At 58.9% G+C, this 14535-nt stretch carries 15 protein-coding genes and 1 tRNA gene; 8 read left to right on the top strand and 8 right to left on the bottom strand.

Annotated elements, in window-relative coordinates:
* Window positions 1-81 precede the first annotated feature (81 nt).
* From AB1Z34_RS00360 to AB1Z34_RS00345, 4 genes are all read left to right on the top strand, one after another.
* Window positions 82-492, top strand: a complete 411-nt coding sequence (locus AB1Z34_RS00360) for an HAD-IA family hydrolase (RefSeq protein WP_038627918.1) — start codon at window positions 82-84, stop codon at window positions 490-492.
* A complete protein-coding gene (locus AB1Z34_RS00355; protein WP_038627920.1) occupies window positions 492-983 on the top strand; it encodes a hypothetical protein in 492 nt (163 codons plus the stop codon). Before AB1Z34_RS00360 ends, AB1Z34_RS00355 begins: the two co-directional genes overlap by 1 nt.
* Before the next feature lie 329 nt (window positions 984-1312).
* The gene (locus AB1Z34_RS00350) at window positions 1313-2377 is read left to right on the top strand and encodes a flavin reductase family protein (RefSeq protein ID WP_367157735.1); all 1065 of its coding nucleotides are present in this window, start codon (window positions 1313-1315) and stop codon (window positions 2375-2377) included.
* Between the two features lie 69 nt (window positions 2378-2446).
* A complete protein-coding gene (locus AB1Z34_RS00345) occupies window positions 2447-3787 on the top strand; it encodes a fatty acid desaturase (RefSeq protein ID WP_367157734.1) in 1341 nt (446 codons plus the stop codon).
* Here the strand turns inward: AB1Z34_RS00345 and AB1Z34_RS00340 are convergent.
* The 3 genes from AB1Z34_RS00340 to aroA are packed head-to-tail and all read right to left on the bottom strand — an operon-like array spanning window position 3784 to window position 7683.
* Complete coding sequence (locus tag AB1Z34_RS00340) at window positions 3784-5169, bottom strand: chloride channel protein (RefSeq protein ID WP_367157733.1); 1386 nt, start codon at window positions 5167-5169, stop codon at window positions 3784-3786. The two genes, AB1Z34_RS00345 and AB1Z34_RS00340, sit on opposite strands and share 4 nt — an antisense overlap.
* Window positions 5156-6202 carry a ribosome small subunit-dependent GTPase A gene (gene rsgA / locus AB1Z34_RS00335; RefSeq protein ID WP_016422217.1) on the bottom strand — a complete coding sequence of 349 codons (1047 nt, stop codon included), beginning with the start codon at window positions 6200-6202 and terminating at the stop codon, window positions 5156-5158. The genes AB1Z34_RS00340 and rsgA overlap by 14 nt, the downstream gene beginning before the upstream one ends.
* Before the next feature lie 2 nt (window positions 6203-6204).
* On the bottom strand, window positions 6205-7683 hold the full coding sequence (gene aroA / locus AB1Z34_RS00330) for a 3-phosphoshikimate 1-carboxyvinyltransferase (RefSeq protein ID WP_101687798.1): 1479 nt from the start codon (window positions 7681-7683) through the stop codon (window positions 6205-6207).
* A 70-nt stretch (window positions 7684-7753) separates the two neighbouring features.
* Between aroA and AB1Z34_RS00325 the strand changes: the two genes are divergently transcribed.
* Entirely contained in the window at window positions 7754-8449 is a 696-nt protein-coding gene (locus tag AB1Z34_RS00325; protein WP_367157732.1) for an SOS response-associated peptidase, read from the top strand.
* Window positions 8450-8488: 39 nt separating this feature from the next.
* On the opposite strand, the gene ybaK is transcribed toward AB1Z34_RS00325, so the two are convergent.
* Window positions 8489-9001 carry a Cys-tRNA(Pro) deacylase gene (gene ybaK / locus AB1Z34_RS00320; protein WP_367157731.1) on the bottom strand — a complete coding sequence of 171 codons (513 nt, stop codon included), beginning with the start codon at window positions 8999-9001 and terminating at the stop codon, window positions 8489-8491.
* A 98-nt stretch (window positions 9002-9099) separates the two neighbouring features.
* Between ybaK and AB1Z34_RS00315 the strand changes: the two genes are divergently transcribed.
* Both AB1Z34_RS00315 and rsrA read left to right on the top strand, forming a co-directional pair.
* Window positions 9100-9729 (top strand): sigma-70 family RNA polymerase sigma factor, encoded by a 630-nt coding sequence (locus tag AB1Z34_RS00315; RefSeq protein ID WP_016422221.1) that lies wholly within the window; start codon window positions 9100-9102, stop codon window positions 9727-9729.
* Window positions 9726-10034, top strand: a complete 309-nt coding sequence (gene rsrA / locus AB1Z34_RS00310; RefSeq protein ID WP_016422222.1) for a mycothiol system anti-sigma-R factor — start codon at window positions 9726-9728, stop codon at window positions 10032-10034. Before AB1Z34_RS00315 ends, rsrA begins: the two co-directional genes overlap by 4 nt.
* A 152-nt stretch (window positions 10035-10186) precedes the next feature.
* Here rsrA and AB1Z34_RS00305 read toward each other — a convergent pair.
* The 3 genes from AB1Z34_RS00305 to AB1Z34_RS00295 form a co-directional block, all read right to left on the bottom strand.
* Window positions 10187-10259: transfer RNA gene (locus AB1Z34_RS00305), tRNA-Ala, on the bottom strand.
* A gap of 515 nt (window positions 10260-10774) precedes the next feature.
* Window positions 10775-11044 carry a WhiB family transcriptional regulator gene (locus AB1Z34_RS00300; protein WP_005511107.1) on the bottom strand — a complete coding sequence of 90 codons (270 nt, stop codon included), beginning with the start codon at window positions 11042-11044 and terminating at the stop codon, window positions 10775-10777.
* Between the two features lie 485 nt (window positions 11045-11529).
* Complete coding sequence (locus AB1Z34_RS00295) at window positions 11530-12636, bottom strand: diacylglycerol kinase family protein (protein ID WP_367157730.1); 1107 nt, start codon at window positions 12634-12636, stop codon at window positions 11530-11532.
* Between the two features lie 100 nt (window positions 12637-12736).
* Between AB1Z34_RS00295 and AB1Z34_RS00290 the strand changes: the two genes are divergently transcribed.
* Window positions 12737-13195 (top strand): hypothetical protein, encoded by a 459-nt coding sequence (locus tag AB1Z34_RS00290; protein WP_224783785.1) that lies wholly within the window; start codon window positions 12737-12739, stop codon window positions 13193-13195.
* On the opposite strand, the gene AB1Z34_RS00285 is transcribed toward AB1Z34_RS00290, so the two are convergent.
* Complete coding sequence (locus AB1Z34_RS00285; RefSeq protein WP_367157729.1) at window positions 13192-14523, bottom strand: PQQ-binding-like beta-propeller repeat protein; 1332 nt, start codon at window positions 14521-14523, stop codon at window positions 13192-13194. The genes AB1Z34_RS00290 and AB1Z34_RS00285 overlap by 4 nt on opposite strands.
* Window positions 14524-14535: the final 12 nt, after the last annotated feature.

The following is a 14535-nucleotide window of genomic DNA, read 5'->3' as shown; positions in this document are numbered from 1 at the left end:
AAATTGGCGTAACGAACATCCAATTAACACGCTGAACTGGAAAAAAGGCAAACGTGCAGGTCATGCGATAAACTACAGGCCATGCGCGGAATGATTATCGATTACTGTGGTGTCCTCGACGGTACGGATGAAGACCAGGCACGTTGGCGTAATTTGCTGGTAGAGGCGCGTGCAAATGGTGTTGGCCTGGCAGTCCTGTCGAATGACCCAGGTGGCCCATCGGCGGATCCGATTCGCAAGCTCGAAGATGAGGGCCTGGTAGACGCAGTTGTGCTCTCTGGTGAAATTGGCCATGAGAAGCCTTCGGCAGAGGCTTTTAATGCAGCTGCTGCGGCTATTGAACTGCCGGCCCGGGACTGTGTGTTGGTGGATGATTCGATTGAGAACATCCATGCTGCCGTCTCTAACGGCATGGTGGGAGTCTTCTATCAGCAGTTCGACCGCGCAGTGGTCGAGATTGCCGGTCTACTGGGTCTCGAGGGCGAGTTCTAATGCGTGTCTATATCCCAGCGACTTTCTCTATGCTTGAGGCGCTGAAGGAGGATGAGCTCTTCCACGCCCGCGGTGGTTGGGGCTTTGCTGTCACTGAGGCGCTGCGCGATTTCTTTACTGAGGGCGATGATGAGGAACTGGCAGATGTGGCCTTTGATGAGGCTGCGCGTGCGTCGCTTCGTCTGCTCGATGCTGCAGAAGAGAAGTTCCCGCACCGCCGAGTAGTCATTTCCGTCGATGTGGAGGCGGAACCGCAGTCGGATATGGGCGATGCTGTGGTTAAGGTCGGCGGCCCAATTTCGCTTGCCGACGTTGCAGCGCTCCACATTGATGTGGAAGAGGCGGAAAGCAAGGTTGAGGCTGCGATTGAAGCCGTCGATAAGGCAGATCTCGGTGACGAGGATGCGGAGCTCACTGTCGGCGATGCGCTGGAGATCCCGCTGGCGTGGTACGACGTAGCTGAGCTCGGCATGGTGGTCGACTTCCTGTAGTAGCGCGTGCTTGGCGTTGATGAAGGGGACTGGGTTTAGGAACCCAGCCCCTTTTTTGTATGGCACAAGTGTTTTCGGCGGGGGTATAAAAGGCGGGATTGTTTTGTGTAGATAAGCTCCATGTCAAAGGGGGTGTTTCGCACGAGGGTGGGGGTAATGACAATTTCGCTATTTGTGTCAAAATCATTTGTTTCTCTTGACCAATAACTTACCGCTCCGTAGTCTACGCCTAAGTAACCTACGGACACGTAATAATGAATCGGGTGGGGCATGCCTACTGATGAACAGCGTTATTGCGTGTTCGTCCGTGACAGTCAGGAGGGCCAAAAATGGGGCTTAAGACCAAGGTTTCCCGGGTATTCAAGCATTTATCCACGCCACTTTTGCCCGATGACTACACGCATTTGCTAAATCCGCTGTGGTCAAGTCGCGAGCTGCGCGGTCAGATTGAGGCCATCAATCCCACATCTCCTACTTCAGCAGAGTTGATAATCCGTCCGGGTTGGGGGATGCCAACAGACTTCAAGCCAGGCCAGTTCATCGGACTTGGCGTAGAGGTCAAGGGGAAATACCTGTGGCGTTCCTACTCGCTGACAAATGCGCCGCGGCCTCATGACGGGCTGCTGACTATCAACATCCGTGCGCTCAACGACGGCTACGTGTCCCAACACCTCGTCGCCAATGTCAAGCCGGGTACTGTCGTCCGCCTGGCTGCCCCGGCTGGGGATTTCCATCTTCCGGAGCCGCTCCCAGCCCGCATTGCGTTTGTTACCGCAGGCTCCGGCGTCACTCCGGTGATTTCGATGCTGCGTGATCTTTCAGCTCGCAATGCCTCGGTGGAAGTCGAGCACATTCACTCCTACCGCGGCGAGACAGAAGCTGTGTTTGTCACCGAACTTCGCGAGCTGGAACAGCACAGCGCCACTAGCGCGTTGAAGTATCGCCTGCATGCCTGGAATACCGAGACGCAGCCGCGGATTGACGCTGCGGCGGTTACCGACATCATTGCTGACTTTGGAGCGCTGGCATCGTCGGCAAGCGCCTATGCCTGTGGTCCGGTTGAACTGCTGAAAAACCTTGAGCCGGAGTTTCCCGGGCTGCGGACGGAACGTTTCACCGTTGACCGCTCGGCGGCGGGGGAGGTCGGCGGCACGGTGAGTTTCGGCAGCCGAGGCGATATCGACGTAGACGGTGCAACCACCATCCTGGAGGCGGCCGAGAGCGTCGGGGTCGACCTGCCGTACGGCTGTCGGATGGGAATTTGTGCGACGTGCGTGCAGCAACTCTCCGACGGCGCAGCACGGGACATCCGCACCGGTGCGACGTTTGTGGCGGGCGAGCGGGTCCGAACGTGCGTCTGTGCGCCGGCGGGGCACGCGCGTATCGAACTGTAAGTTCGCCCCACATCTATCTCAACCTGCATTAACCAGGAGAAACTACCTAAAGGAGTTGGGACCCTTCCCATGGCAATTTCCGATATCGCATCGTATGCGCACTTGAGCGAAGAAGACGTCGCAGAGATTGGGCGTCGGTTTGCGGAAATCGAAAAGCAACACCGCGATTCGCTGGGGCAGAAGGATGCTCGCTACATCCGCACGCTCATCCGCATTCAGCGCACCCTTGAGGTGACTGGTCGAGGTCTGCTGATGGTGCCGACCGCAGGCATGGCCCTAAACAAACTAGGGATGCTGCCGAAGTCGTGGAAGAACACCGCGCACTGGGGTTTCAAATGGGCGGGTGCCTCAGCGCTGGGGCTGGCAAAGATTTTGGAAAACCTCGAAATCGGCCACAACACTATGCACGGTCAGTGGGACTGGATGAATGACCCCGAGATTCACTCGGCCACCTGGGAGTGGGACAATTCCTGCCCATCCAGCGGGTGGAAGCACTCCCACAACTTTGTCCACCACAAGTACACGAACGTGCTCGGTATGGACAACGATGTGGGATACGGCATTCTCCGGGTGACTCGTGACCGCCGTTGGAAGCCATCGACGCTGCTGCAGCCGGTGACAAACGTGGTGTTGGCCAGCCTTTTCCAATGGGCAGTGGCCTTCTATGACGTCGAGCTCGGGCGCGTGTTCGCAAACAAGAAATCCTGGGATGAAGCTCGTCCACAGCTCATGGAGGTGCTCAACAAGTCGGGGCGCCAGGTGCTCAAGGACTACGTTCTCTTCCCCGCGATGGCGGGTTCGCGTTACCGCGAAGTGGCGTTTGCGAACATGATGGCCAACCTAGCCCGTAATCTGTGGGCCTACGCTGTCATCTTCTGCGGACACTTCCCGGATGATGCCGAGACTTTCACCAAGGAGCAGTACAACACCGAGGACAAGAGCGAGTGGTATTTGCGCCAAATGCTGGGCTCGGCGAACTTCCACGGTGGGCTGGCGCTGTCGGTGCTCTCGGGAAATCTGAATTACCAGATTGAGCACCACCTCTTCCCGGACATGCCATCCAACAGGCTTGCGCAGATTTCGAAGCAGGTTAAGCAGATCTGCCGGGAATACGACCTGCCATACAACACGGGGTCGTTCCCGAAGCAGTTCTTCCAGGTCCAGCGCACGCTGCTGAAGTTGTCGCTGCCGGATCGCTTCTTAGTCGCTGACCCGGACAACGCCCCAGAGGTACGTTCGGAGGCGGCGTTCAAGAAGTATCCGCAGGTTGAAGCGGAGCTCCAGTCCAGTTCCCCGCAACGCAAGGGCTTAGCGACGGGCCTGCGAATGCTCCGCCGTCTTCGCCCAGGTGCCCGGGAAATTGTCCGGGCCTACACAGGTCGCTCGACGCACACTGTTGCGCGCGGTTAGCCCTCGGCCCGCTTGCGGACCGCAGCCGCGACTGCTGGTTCGCGGTTCCATGGCATTGATTGCTTGTGGGGGAGCCGCAGCCAAGCGCGAATCATGGTCACGGTCAGCGTCGCAGTTGCACCAGCGAGGAAGAGCGCTAAGTAAGCCGAGGAATTCTGGCCGGTGAACTCCACGGTCACAATCAGTGCGAAAAGTGGAGCTGCCATGGATGCCGACAGGAAGGCCGCGGCGCCGAGAATGGCAAAGTCGCTCAGCGGAACTGAGGGCATCAATGGCTGTACGAAGCAGCCGACGATGAAACCGCTGAGCGCGCCAAGGGCAAAGCCGGGAGTCAAGAGACCACCGACGGCACCCGAACGGAAAGTAACGAGAACCGCGACAGCTTTCGCAATCAGCAGCATGACCGCAAAACCCAGCAGCGGGCGGTCCATGAGAACTGTGGTCGCAGCGATACGGCCATTGCCCAACACTTCTGGAACCCACAGTGAAATCACACCAACCAGTGTGAATGCGAGGGGGATGGCCCAGGCAGAATGCCAGCCAGTCGGTGCTTTGTCCGACATCCGCGAGCTGAGAATGCGAAATGCGTAGCCAATGGCACCGCAGATAACACCGATGAGCAGTGCTGCCCCGAGGTTGCCCCAGCCGTCCGAGAGATTAATTGGGCTGTAGAGCGGGCTACTGCCGACCACAATGCCCGACGTCACCGTGGCAATGGCTGAACACGCCAGCACCACCATCACCGCGGTAATACTCAGCGAGCCCAGCAGAATCTCCAACGAGAAAACCGCTCCAGCCAACGGGATGTGATAAATCGCCCCCAGGCCGGCACCGGCCGCTGCTGCGACCAGAATACGGCGGTGTAGCGGATCGATGCGCAGTCGATGCGACATCTGTGAAGCCACCATCGCACCGAGCTCACGCGGAGCATTCTCGCGTCCCATGGATGCACCTGCAGCGACGGTCGCCATCTGCAAAAACACATTGACAAGAGTTGACCACACCGGCATGAGTCGACCGTTCATGCCTGCCTCAACGCTCTCAATGGGCGTGGCCTTTGTGCGCAGCGCTGCCCACACCGGTCCTGCAATCAGTCCCGCCAACACAATTCCGACAAAGCGCTGGAGGCCAGTGGTGCCATCGGTCACGACGGCTACGTCGCCCTCATGTTGTCCGTAAACTGCGTACTCGATGCCGTGCATTATTAGTGCGAGGCCGGCTGCGCCGAGTCCTGTCGCAAGACCCACGATAAGCGTGTAGATACACAGCCGAATCCAACTGCCGGGAGCGGGGTAGAGACCGGAGCCCGCGTTGTCCGCCTCAGCTCCAGCCGAGGCTTCAGAGGGCGTCTCCACAGAACCGGTGTGGCTAGTCTCTTTCAATGTCCAGCTCCCAATCCTCGTTGTCGCTGATGGCGCTCAACAGGCGACGCACGGCCATCGCTCGACGGTGCTGAACTCCCTCCAGCTTGTCGAGGGCGCACTCCGGATCCGCGGGCGGCCCCAAATGGGTGCAACCACGTGGGCATTCATCTGTCGCTGCCTGGATATCTGGAAACGCCGCCAGCAGCGTCTCCGGTGTCACATGAGCCAGACCAAAGGAACGAATGCCCGGGGTATCAATAATCCACGACGTCGCGCTGTCTTCGCTTTCCGACGGCAGCATCAGCGCCACCGACTGCGTGGAGGTATGGCGGCCCTTACCCACACCACTGACTTCGCCGGTCTCACGGTTGGCTTCAGGAACAATCCGGTTGACAAGGGTCGATTTCCCCACACCGGAATGCCCAACCAAAGCTGTCACTCGTCCGGGGACATCGATGAGCTCTGACAAGGGAGCCAAGTCATCGTTGATACCGCAGACAACGACATCCACTCCGAGTGCCGAGAACTCCCCGGCAAATTCCTCTGGGTCGGCCAGATCGGATTTAGTCAGACAGAGCACGGGGCGGACACCGCCGGCGTAGGCCGCGACCAGCGCGCGTTCGACAAAACCGGTGCGAGGTTCAGGATCGGCGACTGCGCACACAATGAGCAGCAGGCTGGCATTGGCCACGACGATGCGCTCATACGGGTCATTGTCATCGGCGGTGCGACGCAAAACCGTGCTGCGCTCTGCCAGCTTGACGATGCGGGCCAGTGTGCCCGCACGGCCGCTGACATCGCCTACGACACCGACACGGTCACCGACAACGATATTGGTGCGGCCGAGCTCGCGGGCACGCATGCATGTCACTGCAACATCAGGGTTGTTATCGAGGACTACACCCCAACGACCACGATCCTTGGTCACCACCATGCCCCAGTGGGCATCGGCGTGGCGGGGGCGATCCTTCGTCCGTGGCCGCGACCCTTTACCGGGACGGATGCGTACATCGGACTCGTCCCATTGCCGTCCACGCCTGCGTGCCGCCACTGTTATTTCCCTGCCTCGGTTCCGTTGTCCACGCCATCAAGTCGAGCTTCGACTGACTTTTCCAACGAACTAGGGCTGGGGGAGGCCAGTCCGAGCATCTCCAGCCAGCGCAGATCGAATCCAGGCATGGTCTTAGCAGTGGTACCGATATTTTCGACTTCCACGCCCTCCGTGCGCAGGCCAACAATGGCACCAGCGGTGGCCATTCGATGGTCGGCGTAGCTGTGCCAGAGCCCACCGTGGAGCGGAACGGGGTCGATCGCAATGCCGTCGTCAAGCTCGGTCGCGCGACCGCCGAGACGGTTGATTTCCGTGGTGAGCGCGGCGAGACGGTTGGTCTCGTGACCGCGCAGGTGTGCGATACCCGTCAGCTCGGTGCGGGTAGTGGCCAAGGTGGCGATGGCGGCGACAGTGGGGGTCAGCTCGCCAATTTCGGACATGTCCATCGTGAGTCCGCGCAGCTCCGACGGCTTTGGGCCCACGACGGTGAGGCTGGTGCGGCCACCTTCGTGACGGTTGAATGTCACAGTAGCGCCCATAGCGGTGAGGATCTCGCGGATGCGGTCGCCCGGCTGCGTGGTGTGCTCTGGCCAGTCGGGCACGGTGACGCTGCCACCAGTGACAGCCGCAGCGGCCAGGAAGGCGGCGGCGTTGGACAGATCAGGCTCGACCTGCCAAGTACGACCCATCATTTCGGTCGGGTGAATGGTGAACGTTGTGCGTGGTCCCTCAGGTGTGTCGGCCGTGGTCTCCTCGACCTGCACACCGGCCTCGCGAAGCATGTCCAGGGTCATGTCAATGTGCGGGCGGGAAGGAATCTCACCGGTCGGGCGAAGTACCAGGCCACGGCCGTAGCGCGGTGCTGACAGCAACAGGCCAGAGACGAACTGGCTCGAAGCCGAAGCGTCAATTTCCACTTCGCCGCCGATGTCCGGCAGATCCTGCTCCTGGACCGAGTCACCGAGGCGGTTGCCCTGATTCGGACCCTGCGGATTGACCGTGAAGGGAAGCCCATTGCCCGCGATGTTCACACCGAGGCTGCGCAGGGCATCCAGCACGGCCGACATCGGGCGAGCCTTGGCCTCCACGTCGCCTTCGAAGAACACCGACCCCTGCGCAAGAGCTGCGATAGGTGGCACGAAGCGCATAACCGTACCTGCGAGACCACATTCCACGACACCACCGCGAAGCATGCGTGGAGTGACGCGGAGCGTGTGGTTCGGGGCACCCGAATAGGTCGAGTCGGCACTGATGTCAGTTCCCAGGGCCTGCAGTGCGCGAATCATAAGATCGGTATCGCGAGAGCGCAGAGCACCATGGATAACCGATGGTGTCGAAGATATCGCCGCGATGACAAGGGCACGGTTCGTAATCGACTTCGAGCCGGCAATCTGCACCGTGGCGCTAAAAGGCTGTCGACCGGCCTCGGCACCGTCGACACTTACAGTAGGGGCGGACCAATTCTGATTTTGGGAACACACACAACCAATTATGGAACACTTTCACTCCATACCTCGACTAGAGGGGGAGTCAACGGCACAATCAGTTGGTATGTGTGGTCGTTTCGTCAATTTCACAGTCGCCGAAGAACTGCTCAGCACCTCGGCTGAGATTCCCGGTTTGGTGCCCGTGCGTGCCGACGGCCCGTTGCCCACCTCCCGCTACAACATCGGCCCGACCATGCCAATAGTTGCTCTTGCCCGCGAGCACCCCGGCCGCACAGGAACCATTGCTGCCACCGTGCGCTGGGGTTTAATTCCGCAGTGGGCCCGCGAGGTGCCGACGACACCTTTCTTCAATGCCCGTGCGGAAACCTGGCAGTCCAAACCGACTTTCCGGGACGGCCTGCCCTGCGCAATCCCCATGAACGGTTGGTATGAGTGGAAGAATCGCCAGCCCTACTTCGTCAGCTTCGGCGATGACGCACCGCTTTTCACCGTCGCGGGGCTGTGGGCGCGCTGGGGCGATATCGTCTCCGCCACAATTCTCACCACCGACGCCGTGGGACAGCTCGCGGATCTTCATCATCGTATGCCGCGCGTGCTTGCCGACGACGAAGTCAGTGACTGGTTGGATCTCTCGGCCTGGGCAGCAGACGGAGATGTTGGCATGACCAGCGCAGAAGTGGTGGACAAGCTGACCATCCGACCGGTCAACCGTGCCGTCGGCAATGTTGCGAATGAAGGGCCACGCTTGTTGGAGGGGCCCGATGGAGCAACACCCGGCCACAACGAGGAGCTGTTTTAAGGCCGTATCAGCGGGGAGGTTGCAGGAGTAGCCGCAGGGTTAGCGGGCGATGTCGGCGACCGCGGCGTCGCAAAGCGAAACCAGATCAGCGGGTGACAGTTCGATGTCCCACCCGCGGCGACCACCGGAGACAAACACAGTGTCGGCGAGCGTGGCTGTCTCATCAATGACCGTGGGGAGCTTGCGGCGACCGCCAAGCGGGGAGATGCCGCCGGGAACGTAGCCGGTGGCAAGTGACGCGTCATGGGGGTCGGCCATCATGGCCTTGGAAGCCCCGACAGCCGCGGCGGCGGCCTTGAGGTTGAGCATTCCGGTGGCGGGGACGACGGCGATGGCCAGCCCAGTGCGTTTGCCGGATAGCTCGATAATGAGAGTTTTGAAGATGCGTTCGGGCTCGACTCCGAGATGCTCTAGTAGCCAAGAGGCGGCCTCTTCGCCGAAGTTGTCGCTGCCGTGGGGGAATTGGTGAACGTGGAAGTCGATTCCGGCGTTCTGACAGACGGCGATTGCCGGGGTGGCGGCAGCGGATTTCTTGGCGGACTTCTTCGACATAATTTCCCATCGTTGCACACCAGTGCCGCCACGCTACGAAATGCCTGGTGACGGGGGTCTGGCCGACTCGTGGGTGCGGATGTTTTAGGATAGGTAGCATGTCAGGTGATCAGACAGGAACATCGGCCATCCGGACTGATGAGTCGGATGAGGAGCTTGCGCAGCGCTTTGAGCGTGACGCCATGCCGCTTTTGGATCAGCTCTATGGAGCGGCGCTGCGGATGACGCGCAACCCCGCCGATGCCGAAGACCTGGTGCAGGAGACCTATATCAAGGCCTTTCAGGGCTTCCGCTCCTACAAACCGGGCACGAATCTGAAAGCGTGGCTCTACCGCATTCTGACGAATGCGTACATCAACAACTACCGCAAGGCGCAGCGTCGTCCTGCCGAGTACGCCACCGATGACATCACGGATTCACAGATCGCGGAAACCGCGTCGCACACTTCGATAGGGCTGCGCTCTGCTGAGGTTGAAGCGCTGGAAAAGCTTCCTGACGAGGAAATTCGTGACGCTTTGATGAGTCTCAAAGAGGACTACCGGATGGTGGTCTACTACGCCGATGTCGAGGGATTGCCCTACAAGGAAATCGCCGAAATCATGGGCACGCCCATCGGAACTGTGATGAGTCGGCTCCACCGTGGAAGAAAACAGCTCCGAGACGCGTTGCACAACGTAGCCGTGGAACGTGGATTCTTGAAAGAAGAGAAGGGAGATTCTCCGCGATGAGCCGAGAGTCGAGCCAAGATATGGAGCAGACGCCAGAGCGCGGGCACGCCTGTGAAGATGCTTTCTGTCAGGATGTCCACTCGCGCCTACACGCATTTTTGGATGGAGAGTGTGATTCGGAGGAGCGTCGCTTTCTCGAGGAACACATTCACAAATGCCCTCAGTGCTTGGAAGAGTTCGGTTCCGAGCAAGCTATACGACGGCTGCTACGCCGGTGCTGCCAGCAACCTGCCCCTGAGGACCTCCGTCAGCGCATTACCACTCGGATTCGCGTGTCCTATACGCGGGTGGAATACCGCAGGTAGCTGCTGGCGGCTAGGTTTTGGTGCGTCATCTTTTGGCTCGTATTCCTTTGATGCTTAATGCGATGTTGCGTAATACGGTAATGCGGTAATGCGTAATGGGAAAATCCCAGGTCACGGTGATGTGGCCTGGGATATTTTTGTGGAGCTATTTGTGGAGCTAAGGGGAATCGAACCCCTGACCTTCGCATTGCGAACGCGACGCTCTACCAGCTGAGCTATAGCCCCATTGCTTTCGAGCAACCTAGCTGGAGCTGCTGTAAAAGCTCTGTTTTCAGACGTTACTCCGGTGGGGTTTGGGCTCCAAACTCGCTGGTAAGGTTCTGGCGGATGGTTAATCCGGAAAGCGAGGATGCGGTATCGACGAGGCATCGAAAAGGTGTTGAAAGTGACTAGGTTTATGACAAAAAATCGCGGGTGAATTCAATTCATGTGTCATAAACCTAGTCACTTTCAGACCTGCTACCCGTTGAGGTATCCGCTGGAGGCATAAAAAACTCCACCCCGTCCCTCGGTGCAATACCGAGTTGTGCTGGAGTGGAGTGAGATGTCTTAGCCGGTGATGGCTAAGACTGCTGCAACTAAGGGCAACTTAGCTGTTCGGACGCTTGCCGTGGTTAGCCTTGTTCTTACGGCGGTCCTTGCGCTTACGGCCACGCTTGCTCATAGCTGGGCTCTCTTTCTATCGGGTTAAACAGGTATCAACCGGTATAGATTACACGGTAAGGGGGTAAGTCTTTTAATTAGACTGCGGTGCTGGTGCGAGTGCGACGAGTGCGGCCGCGGTTGCGACGGCGCTTCAGTGCGCGACGCTCGTCCTCGCTCATGCCGCCCCAGACACCTGCATCCTGGCCGGTCTCAAGTGCCCAAGCCAGGCACTGAGCGGTAACGGGGCAGCGGTTGCAAACGACCTTGGCCTTAGCAATCTGGGCGAGAGCCGGGCCGGAGTTACCGACCGGGAAGAACAGCTCCGGATCCTCTTCGCGACAAACGGCCTTGTGGCGCCAATCCATGACAAACTCCTAAAACATTACGAGCCCCGGGTGAGGGCAGGGTTAAATTTCCTTGCGGGAAGGCAGTTTCGGAAATGGATTTCGTCAGACACGACAAATCGCCGTATCTCAACGAGGGTTGGGGTTCATTCCCGGTTGCCCAGGGGTATTAGGCATCTTGGGAGGGGCTACCTGTTGCATCGCCTATGCGACGGGAAAGGTAGTGGGGACTCACCAAAGAGTTTGCGCCTAAAAAGGCGAGACTTGCATGGTTGCACATCCAGTGAACTGCGTGCCTGTCTCGCTGACGATTTACATGTTTTCACGACTGGAGCGGTTCGTAAAGAGCAAAATGAATAAAAGTGCCAAACCTCACAGAAAAGTGAAGTTTTGGTTAAAACGCCAGGTCAAAACTAGCCCCTTGTGGGGGTGATTTTAGTTTTGGTAATTGCAGTAGTGAGGGTGTATGGCGCGTTTTTGTTGGCTTGTCAGTAAACAGTTACAGCTTAAGCCGGGTTTGCCTCGGTCTTTTGGCTTGTACTGAACAGGCGGCGTGTGCGATCCATGGCCTTTTTGGTCACCACAACGAGCAAGCGCTCGTCCACGGGGCGGGTAGCGACCTTCTTGGTGAACTGGTCCTCGGTGTAATCGTCGGCACGCGCCACAAAATTGATTGCGCCTTGCTTAACGCGGATGTTGAGGGAATCGCGCTGATTGATGTACTCGCCGTCCAATTGGAGACGAAGTGGAGCAGTAGCGGTGAGCTGGATGTGCTGAGCGTTGTCAACGCGTCGTTCGCGGGCTTCTATGTGGAAGGGGGAGCGCAGTCGGGTGAAGAAACCGGCCAAATTGGCTGCGGCGACAAGCCCCGTCACTCCCTTTAAAGAAGTGAAGCCATAAAACCCCAGGCCCCTGCGCAGTGACACAGTGGGGTTGGTGACGATGGGGAGGTCGCCGAGGAATGTCCATGGATTGGAGTTGGACACCACAGCCATTGCGAGATCACGGCCAAACTCCGTGCCGTCGATAGTTGCGGTGATTTGTGGCGGGCTTTTGCGCAACTGATTCCATGCGGTGAAAATTGCCGGCAAATAGCGCACGGCTTTGGCGCGGGTACCGTTTTGTCGGAGCTGTTCCATGGTGGAAATGACTTCCGCATCGATGCCGATACCGGCATTGACCACGAAGCATCGCTCCGCTGCATGTCCAACGCTGATAGTGCTGCGGGTTCGGGAGCGCAGCAGACTTGCGATGTACCACGCGGCATCTACGGGGTCGCGGGGAATACCCAACGCACCTGCCAAAACGTTGGCGCTGCCGGTGGGAATTGTCGCGATGGCAGGCAGGTCAGTGGCAGGCAGTGCGGAGAATGGGTTGGAGTTCATGAGCCCATTGACAATCTCGTTAATGGTTCCGTCGCCGCTGAGAGAAATAATGACGTCGTAATCGCGAACCGTTTTACCCGCCACCATTTCCGCAGCATGGCCAGGGTAGGCGGTAAACATGGATGTCAAGCGAATCCCCTCGACCGAGCGAAGCGCCCGCACAACGCCGGGCATACGTCGAGCAGTGTTACTGGTCGAATTCGGATTGGAGATTAGCAACGCACGCACAGGCACCAAGAATAGTGCATGAGCAGACTTGTGATGGGCGCATTAGCCGGTATGCCTCCAGGGTGTATTCATCGGTTCGCACCGGGCTAACATGTAGGGCGTGAGTAACCAGAAAAACAGCAGCAATGCGCCCAAATCGCGTACTACCGACCAGCTTGCGGCAGCCGACGGGCCGATTGCCGCACCTCAGGTTGTTATGGTCGGTGCGTGGATTGGTGTCGCCGAATGTGCCCTCGGTCTGGGCTACGGGATCTTCCTTCTCATTCGTGATTTGATGGGGTACCGCGACGAGGCCGCGGTCATTTCCGGTTGGGGTACCGCGCTGTGGTTCCTTCTCATTTTCGGCGCTGTTCTCGCTGGTGCGATTATGTTGCTGCGTGGCGCCCGATGGGGGCGCGGGCCGATTATTATGCTCAACCTCTGCTTGCTGGGCGTGGCCTATTACATGTTCCGCTCGAGCGCTTTTCTGCTTGCTCTACCGACGGCGGCAGCTTCAATTGCAGCGCTGGCCTGTATGTTTAGTCCGAAGGCGATTGATTGGGCTGCCCGCTCTTTCTAAGCTTCGATGGCGAACGCGTCGACTGACTCACCGTGCTGAACCAGTAGCGTGTCACCGACAACCGCAAGGCGCACGGGCACTTCCGGCTTGTCCGCATTATTTGCTTGAGTGGGCTTCGCAGCTGCAGGCAACGGGAGTGTGCCGATAATCTCCAGAGTCTTGGCATTCAATACCGCGACTCCGTCAGTGATTGGCATGAAAACATGCTCACCCCATGGAGCTGGGGTTCCTGTGGCCTCAGGAACCTCGAAATCCGGCGCCAGGGTGCTCGGGCGGAAGCCCAGTAAACCACGCGGCGACCACCACGTCATGTGATGGGGAAGATCCGTTGTAAAAGGCGCACGCGGGGCATCGCCGTTGGAGTTAGCTTCCGCCGGTGCTGGGCGCAGGGTAGTCTCATCCAGCGCCAATTCAGTCAGCATCGTGCCGTCCATACGAAAAACTCGGATGCGGTTGTCTGACAGTACCGCCGCCGTGTCCTGGCCAATCGATACCAGTGACATATCTGCAGTTGCCGGACCAAGGTCAATATCGCTCTTGACCTCCGGTTTCCGAGACTCCTCCGGATTTGCCGCCTGCATGACCAGGCGCCCGTGACCATCGCAGTTGTTTACGACGGCCAGCAGCTCCACGCGCGTGAGCGCACTGATAATCGAACACTCCGGATGCGGCTGCATCTTCGGTTCCGGAGACGCTGGAATCTTGCCGTACTCGACTACTCGGACCAGGTCAGAGCGCCACAGCTCCAGGAATCCAGAGTCGTAGACACCCGCGTATGAGTTCGAGCGCACGGCGGCAGGGCTGTCAGCCGCAATCGATTTACGGGTCGCGACATACTGCCCCGAGTCGGGCTTGAGTGCAACGGTCTCACCGCAGCCAGCTGCCCCACGAAAAGTCGCGAAAACTTGGCCATCACTGCCCGAGAGCGCACAAAGCGGAATATCTCGTCGATAGTGCCAGCGCTCCGTGCCGTCGTTAAGCGAGATAGCACGCACGCCCCGGTCCTCAGCAACGATGAGGGAGTTGTCCATCACCAGTGGCGCCGGGGAGATGGTGTGCGTGCTTGTGCTTGCCGACGATTCGGTGGACCACACCGGCCGGAGAGTATGTGGCATTGCCTCCGGATCGTTCGCGGCCGGGGCTTGCGCTGTGCTGCTCGTCGGTGCCGTGGATTCAGTGCGATCGACTTTACGAGCCGGAGAAGCGACCCATGTCCAACCGATGACTAGCACTACCGCGATGATGAGAACTACTGATGCGATTCGATTGCGACGCAGTCGGGTCTTTGCAGCGGTGGACTCAGCGTTGGCTTGTGGTGACTGCAGCACGGTTGGAATGTC

It is taken from the genome of Corynebacterium sp. 045007, assembly GCF_040743205.1.
In the GTDB taxonomy this organism is placed as follows: Bacteria; Actinomycetota; Actinomycetes; order Mycobacteriales; family Mycobacteriaceae; genus Corynebacterium; species Corynebacterium jeikeium_D.
Note: the sequence above shows the minus strand (reverse complement) of the source record. Positions and strands in the feature narration are given on the sequence as shown.

Coding starts and splice junctions, on each gene's coding strand:
- AB1Z34_RS00360 (WP_038627918.1), top strand. CDS start 82: ATGCGCGGAATGATTATCGATTACTGTGGTGTCCTCGACGGTACGGAT.
- AB1Z34_RS00355 (WP_038627920.1), top strand. CDS start 492: ATGCGTGTCTATATCCCAGCGACTTTCTCTATGCTTGAGGCGCTGAAG.
- AB1Z34_RS00350 (WP_367157735.1), top strand. CDS start 1,313: ATGGGGCTTAAGACCAAGGTTTCCCGGGTATTCAAGCATTTATCCACG.
- AB1Z34_RS00345 (WP_367157734.1), top strand. CDS start 2,447: ATGGCAATTTCCGATATCGCATCGTATGCGCACTTGAGCGAAGAAGAC.
- AB1Z34_RS00325 (WP_367157732.1), top strand. CDS start 7,754: ATGTGTGGTCGTTTCGTCAATTTCACAGTCGCCGAAGAACTGCTCAGC.
- ybaK (WP_367157731.1), bottom strand. CDS start 9,001: ATGTCGAAGAAGTCCGCCAAGAAATCCGCTGCCGCCACCCCGGCAATC.
- AB1Z34_RS00315 (WP_016422221.1), top strand. CDS start 9,100: ATGTCAGGTGATCAGACAGGAACATCGGCCATCCGGACTGATGAGTCG.
- rsrA (WP_016422222.1), top strand. CDS start 9,726: ATGAGCCGAGAGTCGAGCCAAGATATGGAGCAGACGCCAGAGCGCGGG.
- AB1Z34_RS00300 (WP_005511107.1), bottom strand. CDS start 11,044: ATGGATTGGCGCCACAAGGCCGTTTGTCGCGAAGAGGATCCGGAGCTG.